The 12,534-nt window shown below is 67.7% G+C and carries 10 protein-coding genes; 3 read left to right on the forward strand and 7 right to left on the reverse strand.

Going from position 1 to position 12,534, the window contains the following annotated elements; genetic code table 11:
• Nucleotides 1–224: 224 nt before the first annotated feature.
• The 5 genes from lipA to sucB all read right to left on the reverse strand — a co-directional run bounded on the left by lipA (nt 225) and on the right by sucB (nt 5,511).
• Nucleotides 225–1,274, reverse strand: coding sequence for a lipoyl synthase (gene lipA / locus GPX89_RS43590; protein WP_328603005.1), 1,050 nt, complete (start codon nt 1,272–1,274; stop codon nt 225–227).
• A 40-nt stretch (nt 1,275–1,314) separates the two neighbouring features.
• Entirely contained in the window at nt 1,315–2,139 is an 825-nt protein-coding gene (gene lipB, locus GPX89_RS43595) for a lipoyl(octanoyl) transferase LipB (RefSeq protein ID WP_407939582.1), read from the reverse strand.
• Nucleotides 2,133–2,645: a GNAT family N-acetyltransferase gene (locus GPX89_RS43600; protein ID WP_157393677.1), complete on the reverse strand. Its 513-nt coding sequence runs from the start codon at nt 2,643–2,645 to the stop codon at nt 2,133–2,135. Before GPX89_RS43600 ends, lipB begins: the two co-directional genes overlap by 7 nt.
• 201 nt (nt 2,646–2,846) lie before the next feature.
• The gene (locus GPX89_RS43605) at nt 2,847–3,746 is read right to left on the reverse strand and encodes a TIGR01777 family oxidoreductase (RefSeq protein ID WP_157393662.1); all 900 of its coding nucleotides are present in this window, start codon (nt 3,744–3,746) and stop codon (nt 2,847–2,849) included.
• 4 nt (nt 3,747–3,750) lie between these two features.
• Nucleotides 3,751–5,511 (reverse strand): 2-oxoglutarate dehydrogenase, E2 component, dihydrolipoamide succinyltransferase, encoded by a 1,761-nt coding sequence (gene sucB, locus GPX89_RS43610; protein ID WP_157393663.1) that lies wholly within the window; start codon nt 5,509–5,511, stop codon nt 3,751–3,753.
• Nucleotides 5,512–6,219: 708 nt separating this feature from the next.
• Here sucB and GPX89_RS43615 point away from each other — a divergent pair.
• Nucleotides 6,220–6,555, forward strand: coding sequence for an oxidoreductase (locus GPX89_RS43615; RefSeq protein ID WP_157393664.1), 336 nt, complete (start codon nt 6,220–6,222; stop codon nt 6,553–6,555).
• A gap of 436 nt (nt 6,556–6,991) precedes the next feature.
• Here GPX89_RS43615 and GPX89_RS43620 read toward each other — a convergent pair whose 3' ends face one another.
• Entirely contained in the window at nt 6,992–8,497 is a 1,506-nt protein-coding gene (locus GPX89_RS43620) for a leucyl aminopeptidase (protein WP_157393665.1), read from the reverse strand.
• Nucleotides 8,498–8,744: 247 nt separating this feature from the next.
• Between GPX89_RS43620 and GPX89_RS43625 the strand changes: the two genes are divergently transcribed.
• Entirely contained in the window at nt 8,745–8,993 is a 249-nt protein-coding gene (locus tag GPX89_RS43625; RefSeq protein WP_157393666.1) for a hypothetical protein, read from the forward strand.
• Nucleotides 8,994–9,225: 232 nt separating this feature from the next.
• Entirely contained in the window at nt 9,226–10,422 is a 1,197-nt protein-coding gene (gene tuf / locus GPX89_RS43630) for an elongation factor Tu (protein WP_328603007.1), read from the forward strand.
• Nucleotides 10,423–10,425: 3 nt separating this feature from the next.
• Here the strand turns inward: tuf and GPX89_RS43635 are convergent, their stop codons facing one another.
• Entirely contained in the window at nt 10,426–11,841 is a 1,416-nt protein-coding gene (locus GPX89_RS43635) for a sugar porter family MFS transporter (RefSeq protein WP_157393678.1), read from the reverse strand.
• Between the last annotated feature and the right edge of the window lie 693 nt (nt 11,842–12,534).

Below are 12,534 nucleotides of genomic sequence, written 5' to 3' on the forward strand. Positions count from 1 at the left end.
ACCGAACCGATTTGTACGGCACGCCGACACCGGGCGTTCACCTCAGTGGACACGCCATGAGCTGATCAGCAGGGTGTACATCGACAGCATGCTGTCGGCCTGGAAATCCGTCGGGACAAGATCTCGTCCGGTCAAGCGGAGCCGGGCCGAGCGGAAAGGCCCGGACGTTTCCGTCCGGGCCTTTCCTGTTCATCTGTGCTGCCGCGGACGGCAGGTGAATCGGCTTACGCCCCCGAGGAGCCGAAACGGGCCAGCACGCTGTTGGCCTCCTGTGCGGCCGAGCCTTCCTCGGCCAGGTGCTGCATCTCGGGGGAGATCTCGCGGCCGTGGTGGCGCATGGCCTGCGCGTAGAGACGACCGGCCCGGTAGGACGAGCGAACCAGCGGGCCCGCCATGACACCGGCGAAGCCCATCTCCTCGGCGGCCTTGGAGTGCTCCACGAACTCCTCCGGCTTCACCCACCGGTCGACCGGGTGGTGGCGGGGGGAGGGCCGCAGGTACTGGGTGATCGTGATGATGTCGGTGCCCGCCTCGTGCAGGTCGCGCAGCGCCTGGGTCACTTCCTCGGGCGTCTCGCCCATGCCCAGGATGAGGTTGGACTTGGTGACCAGACCCGCCTCACGCGCCGCGGTGATGACCGCCAGCGACCGCTCGTACCGGAACGCGGGCCGGATGCGCTTGAACACGCGCGGCACCGTCTCCAGGTTGTGCGCCAGCACCTCGGGCCGCGACGCGAACACCTCGGCCAGCTGCTCGGGCACCGCGTTGAAGTCCGGGATCAGCAACTCGACACCCGTGTGCGGGTTGAGCCGCTTGATGGCGCGCACGGTCTCCGCGTACAGCCACGCGCCGCCGTCCTCGAGATCGTCGCGCGCGACACCGGTGATGGTCGAGTAGCGCAGCCCCATGGCCTGCACGCTCTCGGCCACGCGCCGCGGCTCGTCGCGGTCCAGCGCGGCCGGCTTGCCGGTGTCGATCTGGCAGAAGTCGCAGCGCCGCGTGCACTGCTCGCCGCCGATCAGGAAGGTGGCCTCGCGGTCTTCCCAGCATTCGAAGATGTTGGGACACCCGGCTTCCTCGCAGACCGTGTGCAGCCCTTCGCGTTTCACCAAGCCCTTGAGTTCGGTGTACTCGGGGCCCATGGTCGCGCGGGTGCGGATCCAGGAGGGTTTGCGCTCGATCGGGGTCTCGGCGTTGCGCGCCTCGATGCGGAGCAGCTTGCGGCCATTGGGTGCGGCCGAGTTATCGGATGCCGGGGTATCGACAGAGGTCACTTTGTTCACCCTACGCTCATGATCTTTCGACCCTGGAGGGTCATTGGGCCTGGGCGGGCACGGCTTCGGGCACCACCACGGGGAGTTGATCGGTCGTCGACGCGGGCAGCGGTTCGGGGCATTCGGCGGATGCCTTCGCGCACCGGGAGACGACGTGGTCGGTCACCTTCAGGTCGCCGTCGAGAGCGCGCGCGATCGCGTCGGCGACCAGCGGCCGCACCTCGTCGACGGTCACTTCGCGCCCGAGCTCACGGCTCAGCGTGGTGACCCCGGCGTCGCGGATCCCGCACGGCACGATCGCGTCGAACCCGTCCAGGCTGGAGTTGCAGTTGAGCGAGACGCCGTGCAGCGTCACCCCGCGCTGGACGCGCACGCCGATGGCCGCGACCTTGCGTTCGGGCTGGAACTCCGACTCCGGCACCCACACGCCCGAACGGCCTTCCACGCGTCCGGCTTCCAGGCCGAGCTGGGCGCAGACGGAGATGAGAGCCTCTTCCAGCCGCCGCACGTACATGACCACATCGACCGGTTCCGCCAGCCGGATGATCGGGTAGCCCACGAGTTGCCCCGGACCGTGCCAGGTGATCTTGCCGCCGCGGTCCACCTCGATCACCGGGCTGCCGTCCATGGGCAGGTCCTGGGGTTCGGTGCGCCGTCCGGCGGTGAAGACGAAGGGGTGTTCCAGCAGGAGCAGCCGGTCGTGGCCGATGCCCTCGGCCCGTTCCGCCGCGATCGTCCGCTGCAGGTCCCAGGCGTTGCGGTATTCGATGAGGCCCAGATTCTCGACGACGAGGGGTGTGCCGTCGAAGCGGGCGGATACCGCACGGGGTAACGGTGCGGTGGCCGTACTGCTCTCACTCACGATTGCGACGTTACCCCTTCACCGATGACGCGTTGCATCAGCGTGAGGTCCATCCAACGCCCGAACTTGTGCCCGACTTCGGGCAGCTGGCCCACGATCGCGAACCCGAATTTCTCGTGCAGGGCGATCGACGTGCGGTTACTCGACTCGATCACCGCGATCATGGTGTGCACGTCCGAGTTCTGTGCCCGCGCCAGCAGCTCGGTCATGAGCGCCGTCGCCACTCCGCGCCGGTGGAATATATCTGACACGTACACCGAGTTCTCCACGCAGAAGCGGTAGCCGGACTTAGGCCGGAACTGCCCGTAGCTGGCGTAGCCCGCCACCTGGCCGTCGATCTCGGCCACCAGGATCGGATATCCGGCCCCGGTCCGCGCCGCGAACCACGCCTTGCGCTCGTCCAGATCGGCGAGTTCGGTATCCCAGATGGCCGTGGTTTCGGCGATGGCGTTGTTGTGGATCACCAGGATCTCGGGGAGGTCGCTCTCCCGCGCATCGCGGATCAACAGCTCGGACGATCGATTGGTCACCCTGACACGGTATCGACGACCCCGCTGTGACGCGCGCCGCGTCCACAGGCTCCGTGCGTTCGTCATCCCGGCGCGCTTTCGGCCGGAATCCACCTGCAGCGGCCCGAGATCAACGGCCACATGCGTGCCGGGATGACGAAGGTGGACGGGATGGTCAGTCGGTCGGGAAGGCCGGGGCGGTCAGCCCGCGTGGCCGAGGGTGGCGGTCAGGGCAGCGCCGATGGTCGGGTGCTGGAAGTGGTACCCGGCTTCTTCGAGCACGGTGGGAATCGCCCTGGGGCCGTGCAGGATCGCCTCTTCCGCGAACTCGCCGACCGCCAGCCGCAGCGCGAACGCGGGCACCATCAGGGGAGTGGGCCGGTGCATGACGCGGCCGAGCGCACGGGTGAACTCGGCATTGGTGACCGGTGCTGGTCCGACCATATTGACCGGGCCGGAAAGGTTTTCGTGGGTCAGCGCGTAGATGATCGCGCCCACCTCGTCGTCGAGCGAGATCCACGGCACGTACTGCCGTCCAGTGCCCAGGCGTCCGCCCAGGCCGAGGTAGTACAGCGGATACAGCATGCCGAGCATGCCGCCGTGCCGGGCCAGCACCACGGCCGACCGCAGCAGCACTGTGCGCACGCCGGCGTCGGTGGCCTGCTCGGTGGCGGCCTCCCAGTCGGCGCACAGTTGGGCCAGGAAACCCGTTCCGGCGGGCGAGGTTTCGGTGACGACCCGGTCCTGGCTGTCACCGCCGTAGTAGTGCACGCCGCTGGCATTGATCAGCGTCGGCACGCCCGTGGCGGCGACCGCGGCGGCCAGCACATCGGTCGGCACGATGCGGCTGTCGCGCAGCTCCTGCTTGTAGCTGCCGTTCCAGCGCCGCCGCCCGATGCTCGCGCCGCAGAGGTTCACCACGGCGTCGGCATCGCGCAGCGCGCGCTCGTCGAGATGGGAACGGACGGGGTCCCAGGTGAATTCGTCCCGGGCGTGGACGGGACGGCGCACGAGGCGGGTGACCTCGTGCCCGTCGCGGCGCAGGGCCGCGACGAGCGCCGTCCCGATCAGTCCGGACGAACCGGCGACCACGACCTTCATGCGATTACAGGCCGAGGTCGCCCTCGAACGCCGCCTCTTCCAGGCGGTGCTTGACGGTGGTCAGGAAGCGACCAGCGTCGGCGCCGTCGATGAGGCGGTGATCGTAGGTGAGCGGCAGGTAGGCCATCGAGCGGATGCCGATGAACTCGTTGCCGTCATCACTGATCACCATGGGGCGCTTCACGATCGCGCCGGTGCCCAGCATGGCGGACTGCGGCGGCAGCAGGATCGGGGTGTCGAACAGCGCGCCGTTCGATCCGATGTTCGTGATCGTGAAGGTGCCGTTGGCCAGCTCGTCCGGCTTGAGGCCGCCGGTGCGGGCGCGGTTGGCGATATCGGCGATGGCCCGGGCCAGTCCGGCCAGCGACAGGTCGTTGGCGTTGTGGATGACCGGCGAGAGCAGACCCTGCTCGGTGTCGACCGCGATACCCAGGTTGACCACCGAGTGGTAGGTGATCTCCTTGGTCTCGATGTTGTACGACGCGTTGATGTTCGGGTGCACGGCCAGCGCCTCGATGACGGCCTTGGCGTAGAACGGCAGGAACGTGATGTTCACGCCTTCGCGCTGCTTGAACGCGGCCTTGGCGCGGTTGCGCAGGGACGCGATCTTGGTCATGTCGACCTCGTGCACCTGGGTCAGCTGCGCGGTCGTCTGCAGCGACTCGAGCGTCTTGACCGCGGTGATCTGCCGGATGCGGCTGGCCTTCTGGACCGTGCCGGGCAGGTGCGACAGCGACGGCCGCGGCGCGGCGGCGGCAGCGGCCGGGGCGGCCGGAGCAGCGGCGGCGGGTGCGGCAGCGGCGGGAGCCGGAGCCTTCTTGGCCTCGGCCGCGGCGAGCACATCCTGCTTGCGGATGCGGCCGCCGACACCGGAACCGGAGACGGAGGCGAGGTCGACGTTGTTCTCCGCGGCCAGCTTTCGCACCAGCGGGGTGACGTAGGGGCCGCCGCCGTTGGTGGAGGGCTCCTCGGCCGGGGTGGCCGCGGCCGGGACCACGGCGGGCTTGGGAGCCGGAGCCGGAGCGGGCGCAGGCGCGGGAGCCGCGGCGGCCGGAGCCGGGGCGGGCGCGGGAGCCGGGGCCGGAGCAGCCGGGGCGGGTGCAGGCGCGGGGGCCGGGGCCGGGGCGGCGGCAGGGGAGCCGCTGCCGATGACGCCCAGCTGACCGCCGACCGCGACGACATCGTCCTCGTTCGCGGAGATCTCCAGCAGCGTGCCCGCGACCGGAGACGGGATCTCGGTGTCGACCTTGTCGGTGGAGACCTCGAGCAGCGGCTCGTCGACCGCGACCTGGTCGCCGACCTGCTTCAGCCAGCGGGTGACGGTGCCCTCGGTGACGGACTCACCGAGCTCGGGCATCTTGACCGGGGTGCCGGAGGCGGCAGCGGCCGGAGCGGGCGCGGCGGCGGGTGCCGGGGCCGGAGCGGCGGCAACCGGCTGCGGGGCCGGGGCGGGAGCGGGGGCGGCTTCGGGAGCCGGGGCCGGGGCTGCGGCGGGAGCGGGGTCGGCGGCCGGGGCAGGCGCGGAACCGGCCTCACCGATCACGCCGAGCTCTCCGCCGACCTCGACCACGTCGTCCTCCTGGGCGACGATCTTCACGAGAACGCCTGCGGTGGGGGACGGGATCTCGGTGTCGACCTTGTCGGTGGAGACCTCGAGCAGCGGCTCGTCGACCTCGACCGTGTCTCCTTCCTTCTTCAGCCACCTGGTCACAGTGCCCTCGGTGACGCTCTCACCAAGAGCCGGCATCTGGACGGAGAAGGTCATTTCCGTTGACTCCTCTGACTGCTCGTCGGGTTAAACAGTTCGTCTCTCAGCGGGCGTGGCACCGCGGGTCGCGATGTCGTCCCGACGGCCACCGAACTATCCGTGGCGCCAGAGATCCGTGTTGGTTCTTGTTCCAGCCACCCATCCTTGCACTCGTCGCGGTGCGGCGTGTCACAGGGCGGCGGTTGCGCCGACCTCTCCGTGTCGCGATCCCCCGCGTGAGCGGGAAAGTCCCTGGCGTGCGCCCGGATAAGCGGGATGCCATGACACGTATCACGTTTGCCCTCACCGCGCCCGTCCGGGGTGCCGGTAGCCGGGAGTCAACACGACGGACGCAGCGGTAGCGAGCAGCTAACTGGAACCCCACCCGCACTCCCGCGCTCGGCGGGTTCGGTGCGGCGGGCCGATGCCGCCTGTCGTGTGGCACTCGGTAGTCATCGAAGGTTGGCGCTCGACGCTTCACGGACAGGGCGCGGATCCGTGGCCATGACCCGAATCGAGTTCGGGTGCGATCGCCGTGCGGCGCAGAGGACGGAATCGGGCGAACCGGGTTCGGCGGCGGTCCGCTCGGCAGGTGGGCTGAGGTGCGGCTGAACGGTTTCTGAGGGGGCGCTTAGGAGTTGGACGGGGGAGTGGCGGGCGGGCCCGGAGGTGGGCAGTATCGAAATATCCGGCGGTGTGTATTCCGGTCCGGAGAGGAGGCTTCCGATGGGATTCCTGGATCGGTTCGGACGTAGCGGTTCCGCCCGCCGGGGTGACGTCGACCCCGCCGACATGGCGCACCTCGCCGCCTGGACCCGAAACCACTACGGCGTCGAGGCTTTCGTCGAGCCCCGCACCACGGTCACCGACGTAACGGTCGTCCTGGTAGCCCACGACGGCGAATGGACCCGCCGCGTAGTCGGCGAACGCGGCGCCCACCGCCTCTCCACCACCCTCAACATCCCCGTCTATGACGCCCGCAGAGTCGGCTACCCCCAACGCATGCGCGACTACGAGGCTCGGCGCCGCATCCTCGAACGCCGCACCGCCGAATGGCAATGACACGCTGACGCCCCCGTGCCACAGTGACGATCGGGCAGTCGGGCGAGCACTGAGAGGCACCGCCGCCGATCGGAGCCGCCCCGAACTCCGCGCCGCCCGCAACCGCCTGGTACGTGATCCGTTGGTACAGCCACGTCGGTGTGTGTTCGACGATCCCACATGGCCAATGCTCCGCCACCATGCCCGCGGTGCAGGTGAAGCGCGATCCGATCGCAAAGGCCATCTCCGCGCGCACCGAGTAGGCCGTGACGCCGGGCCGCATCTGCCGACTCAGTCCGGCCGTCTCGTCGAGCAGCACATCCTTGAGGGCATTTGTCCGAATTAGCCTCCAAGACGTGCCGCTCGATGAACTCGCCGGCCGAGGTGGTCGCTGGAATGGCGAACGCCCGCCGCTGCTTCGAGCAGGGCGGGCGTTGTTGTCGGACTGGGCCGTTGGTTATTCGGCGGCGATGTCCTCGAGGGTGGTGATGAGCGTGCGGACCGGGACGCCGGTGCCGCCCTTGCCGATGTAGCCGAAGGGGCCGCCGGTGTTGTAGGCCGGGCCCGCCACGTCGAGGTGAGCCCACTGGACGGACTCGGGGACGAATTCCTTGAGGAAGATGCCCGCGGAGAGCATGCCGCCCCAGCGGTGGGGCGCGACGTTCGCCAGGTCGGCGACCTTGGAGTTGATGTCGGCGCGGAGTTCGGTGGGAAGCGGCATGGCCCAGGCGTTTTCGCCGATCTCCTGGGAGATGCGGGCGACGCGGTCGCGGAAGACGTCGGTACCCATGACGCCCGGGGTGCGGGTGCCGAGGGCGACCATCTGCGCGCCGGTGAGGGTGGCGACGTCGATGAGGTAGTCGGGCTCGTCCTCGCCCGCGCGCACGATCGCGTCGGCGAGGATGAGGCGGCCCTCGGCGTCGGTGTTGATGACCTCGACGGTGGTGCCGCCGTACTGGGTGAGCACGTCGCCCGGCCGCTGCGCGGTGGCCGACGGCATGTTCTCGGCCATGGGCACGGTGGCGATAACGGTGAGCGGCAGGCTCAGTCGCGCCGCGAGGAGCGTGGTGGCGATGACCGCCGCCGCGCCGCCCATGTCGGAGGTCATGTTCTCCATGCCCGCGGCGGGCTTGATGGAGATGCCGCCGGTGTCGAAGGTGATGCCCTTGCCGATGAGCGCCACCTTGGGGTCGCCGCCCGCGTAGATGATGCGGATCAGCCGCGGCGGCCGCGAGGAGCCCTTGCCGACGCCGAGAATGCCGCCGTAGCCCTGGTTTTCGAGTTCCTTCTCGTCGAGGATCTCCACCTGCAGTCCGGCGGCCTTGGCCAGTTCGGCTGCGCGGTTGGCGAATTCGCCCGGGAACAGGTCGCTGGGCGGGGTGTTCACGAAATCCCGTGCGGTGGCGACGGCTTCGGCGATGGCCTGCGCCCGGAACAGCTCCTCTTCACCGAATCCCGGTTCGGGAACCAGGAATTCGACCCGCTTGACCGGCTGATCCTCGGCCTTCGGCGCGGACTTGGCCGACTTGAACGCGGTGAACTGGTACGCGCCCAGGTAGAACCCCTCGGCCGCCGCACCCAGATCCAGCCCGGACAGCGTGGTGACCGCGGTCGCGACCCCGGTCAGCGCCCGCCCGGCCGCACCGGCCGACTTGCGCACCTGCTCGGCGTCGACCTTGTCCGCCGCCCCGAGTCCGACCGCCAGTACGAAGTCCACGCCCAGCCCCGCCGGCGCGGGAACGCGGGTGACTTCCTCGCCCTTGCCCTTGGCCCCGACCGCCCGCAGCGCAGTCAGCAGCGCCGCCCGGGTGTCCGCGTCGAGCACATCGGTGAAGGCGTCGGCGGGCGCGATGACCGGCCCGTCCTCCGACGAGGTGAGTCCGATGACGAGCACATCGGCGTCCCCGATGCCCTCGGTGCGTACCAGTTCCGGTCCGAGCGAACGATCTGCAACAGCTGTCATGAGAGCCCACGTTACTGCGCCGATCCGACCGCGGCCGATGGGGCGCGGATCGCGAGTATCCCGTCGGTCGAAACCCGTCGGTCTCTAGGTTGCTGTTTGTGCGCTAGCGCGGCGGGTAATTGGCCTGCGAGGGGATCTTCCCGCATCGACTCCCGTTCCCCTCGGCGCGAAAGGGGGTATGACAATGTCATCACCCGATCCCAGACCAACAGATGTTTCCAGTGGCGATGGCGGTAAGAAGGCCCGCATGATCGCTGCCGTGGCGGTCGTCGTCGCGGCGCTCGCCATCGCCTTCGCAGTCGGTGTGCTGGTGAGTCGCTCGGGTAAGAACTCCGACACGACTCCCACGACGACTACAGCGACAACCGTCCCGTCGGCACCGACCAGCTCGCATGCCTCGGTCACGAATCCCGGCATCCCGGCCCCCTCGGTCACCGCCCCGCCCAGGTTCGTGGTTCCGCCCACCACGACCGCCGGTGCGCCCGGCGCGAACTGATCGTCCGGGGACCGGTGGCGAATCGCGGGAAACCAGTGGTCAGCCACCTTTTTCGTCAACGGTCCTCGACGCCCGGTTCACCCGTTTCCGGACCTTTCGCGGCCCACGCGTGAATACCCTGGATTGCGACACCGCCGTCGGGCACGACTTCGCGGTGTCCCCATCCTCCGGTGCCCGCCCTTGATCGCGCGGGCGCACAGCTCGAATCGCGCGGGCGCACAGGAGGATTCCAGTGGCGAAGGCGAAGTTCCAGCGGACGAAGCCGCATGTCAACGTGGGCACCATCGGCCACATCGACCACGGCAAAACCACCCTCACGGCAGCGATCACCCGGGTCCTGCACACCAAATATCCCGACTTGAACCCCTTCACCCCGTTCGAGGCCATCGACAAGGCCCCGGAGGAGCGGCAGCGCGGCATCACCATCTCCATCGCGCACGTCGAATATCAAACGGAGAACCGCCATTACGCGCACGTCGACTGCCCCGGCCACGCGGACTACATCAAGAACATGATCACCGGCGCGGCCCAGATGGACGGCGCGATCCTGGTGGTCGCCGCGACCGACGGCCCGATGCCGCAGACCAAGGAGCACGTCATCCTGGCGCGGCAGGTCGGCGTCCCGAAAATGGTTGTGGCGCTGAACAAGTGCGACATGGTGGACGACGAGGAGATCCTGGAGCTGGTCGAGCTCGAGGTGAGCGATCTGCTCAGCGAGTACGAATTCGACGGCGACAACACCCCGATCGTCCGGGTCTCGGCGTACCAGGCGCTGGAAGACCCGACCGGTAAGTGGAGCGAGAACATCACCGAACTGCTGGCCGCCGTCGACGATTGGATCGATACGCCCAAACGTGAGGTGGAGAAACCGTTCCTCATGCCCATCGAGGACGTCTTCACCATCACCGGCCGCGGCACCGTGGTCACCGGCCGCATCGAGCGCGGCGTCCTGAAGGTCAATGCCGAGGTCGAGATCGTCGGCATCCGCCCGAAGACCACCAAGACCACCGTCACCGGCATCGAAATGTTCCGGAAGCTGCTGGACGAGGGCCAAGCCGGCGAGAATGTCGGCCTGCTGCTGCGCGGCGTCCGCCGTGAGGACGTGGAACGCGGCCAGTGCGTCATCAAGCCCGGCTCGGTCACCCCGCACACCGAGTTCGAGGGCCAGGCTTACATCCTGTCCAAGGAGGAAGGCGGTCGCCACACCCCCTTCTTCAACAACTACCGCCCCCAGTTCTACTTCCGCACAACCGATGTCACCGGGGTGGTCACCCTCCCGAAGCAGGTCGAGATGGTCCTCCCCGGCGACAACGTGTCGATGGAGGTGGTGCTGATCCAGCCCATCGCCATGGAGGTCGGCCTCAAGTTCGCGATTCGCGAGGGCGGCCGGACCGTCGGCGCGGGCCAGATCACCAAGATCCTCAAATAGGGATCAGCCCATTTCCTCGAGTGCCTTGCCCTTGGTCTCGGGAACCCACTTGAGCACGAACGGGATCGAGAGGACGGCGAAGGCGGTGTAGATGACGTAGGTGCCCGACAGGTTCCAGTCGGCCAGGCTGGGGAAGCTGGCGGTGATGACCCAGTTGGCGATCCACTGCGCCGACGCGGCCACGCCGAGCGCGGCGGCGCGAATCCGGTTGGGGAACATCTCGCCGAGCAGCACCCACACCACGACACCCCACGACATGGCGAAGAACAGCACGAAGCAGTGCGCGGAGATGAGCGCTGTGATGCCCTGCGCGTGCGGCAGGCTCACGTTGCTGCCCGAGCCGGTCTTGTACGAGAACGCCCATCCCTCGAGCGCGAGCGAGATGGCCATGCCCGTGGATCCGATGAGCGCCAACGGTTTCCGGCCGATCCGGTCGACCAGCACCATGGCGATGACGGTGCCCACGATATTGATGATCGAGGTCGTGAACGAGTAGAAGAACGAACTCGACGGATCGATGCCGACGGACTGCCACAGCGTCGCCGAGTAGTAGAAGACGACATTGATGCCGACCAGCTGCTGGAACACCGACAGCCCGATGCCGATCCACACCACCGGCAGGAACCAGAACTTCCCGCCGAGCAGATCCTTGAACGTCGAGCGGGTCTCACTGTGCATGGCCTGCTGGATCTCGATGATGCGAGCGTCGAGTTCACCCCGGTTGCCCTCGACCTCGGTCAGCACTTCCTTCGCCTTGTCGAACTTCCCGATGGAGATGAGGTAGCGCGGCGACTCCGGAATGGTGAACGAGAACAGGAAGTAGAGCCCGGCGGGCACCACCATCACGCCGAGCATCCACTGCCAGGCTTCCAGCCCGGCGATGTGTCCGCGCTGCTCGCTGCCCGCCATCTTGAGGATCGCGAAGTTCACCAGCTGTGAGGTGGCGATGCCGATCACGATGGCCGCCTGCTGGAACGACGCCAGCCGTCCGCGATACGCCGGCGGCGACACCTCGGCGATGTACGCGGGCCCGATCACCGACGCCATGCCGATGCCGATGCCGCCGATGACTCGCCACATGGCCAGATCCCACAACGCGAACGGCAATGCCGACCCGATCGCACTACAGGTGAACAGCGCGGCCGCGATCCGCATGACCCAGATGCGCCCGATCCGGTCCGCGATCCGCCCCGCGATCGCCGCGCCGACCGCGCACCCGATCAACGCGATGGCCACCACCTGCGCCAAGGTCGCCGACCCGATGTCGTAGCGATCCCGGATCGCCTCGACCGCCCCGTTGATGACCGAGCTGTCGTACCCGAAAAGGAACCCGCCCATCGCGGCAGCGGCGGTAATGAACACGACGTAGACGAGTGCGTCCGCCCCTTCCTTCTGATCGCCGGGTGTTCGCGCCCCCATCGTTGAGTTCACGCAGACTCCTTCGTTTCGCCCCGTTTTCCCGTATTGACCCGCATTTCGACAATTGTTGCCGCTCGGATGCTTGTCAACGGGCAGGCAACGCCGGTTCCGTGCTGTCTGTTCTGTACCCAGCGCTGTCTCTTCTATTGCGAGCTGTTCGAGGGCGCGCTCGGCGATCACGAAGAGGTGGCGAGCGGAATCGACGTCACCCAGTCGCGCCGCCTCCGCGGCTCTGGACACCGTTCGCAGGACCTCGGGCATCTGCACTCCTCGAAGATCGACTTCCGGTCCCGGGTGATTCGTAGAGATGCCCGCAAAGGTGCAGGTAGAGAGGCGATTTGACTTTGGTTCACCGCACCCCGTAACTTATTCCAGGTCAGAGCGACACGGACACCGACCCGGAGCCCCAAGGGCCTGGGAAACGAGGTTGGACGAGGAGCGCCTGATGATCAGGTTAGTTTCGCCCGACCAGCGGATTTGGTTCTGCTGCGAGGACTGAGCTAAGCTTCACCAGCAAGAAACAAGCAGCCTCACCGACAAGCGGGACTAGAGCCCGGGCGTTGGTGTGTGCGTGTGTTCTTTGAGAACTCAATAGTGTGTCGATGAATGTCAGTGCCAAATATTTTATTTGGTTCCAATCATTCTCACCCCCGTGAGGGTGGTTGGACATTAAGTCAGCTTAATTTCCGAGCT

Origin of the sequence: Nocardia terrae (assembly GCF_009760405.1) — a bacterium.
Taxonomy (GTDB): domain Bacteria; phylum Actinomycetota; class Actinomycetes; order Mycobacteriales; family Mycobacteriaceae; genus Nocardia; species Nocardia terrae.

What these genes read in the sequence shown, in the direction of transcription:
- GPX89_RS43605 (WP_157393662.1), bottom strand. Translation starts at nt 3,746, where the DNA reads ATGAAGGTCGTGGTCGCCGGTTCGTCCGGACTGATCGGGACGGCGCTC.
- sucB (WP_157393663.1), bottom strand. Translation starts at nt 5,511, where the DNA reads ATGACCTTCTCCGTCCAGATGCCGGCTCTTGGTGAGAGCGTCACCGAG.
- GPX89_RS43615 (WP_157393664.1), top strand. Translation starts at nt 6,220, where the DNA reads ATGGGATTCCTGGATCGGTTCGGACGTAGCGGTTCCGCCCGCCGGGGT.
- GPX89_RS43620 (WP_157393665.1), bottom strand. Translation starts at nt 8,497, where the DNA reads ATGACAGCTGTTGCAGATCGTTCGCTCGGACCGGAACTGGTACGCACC.
- GPX89_RS43625 (WP_157393666.1), top strand. Translation starts at nt 8,745, where the DNA reads ATGATCGCTGCCGTGGCGGTCGTCGTCGCGGCGCTCGCCATCGCCTTC.
- GPX89_RS43635 (WP_157393678.1), bottom strand. Translation starts at nt 11,841, where the DNA reads ATGGGGGCGCGAACACCCGGCGATCAGAAGGAAGGGGCGGACGCACTC.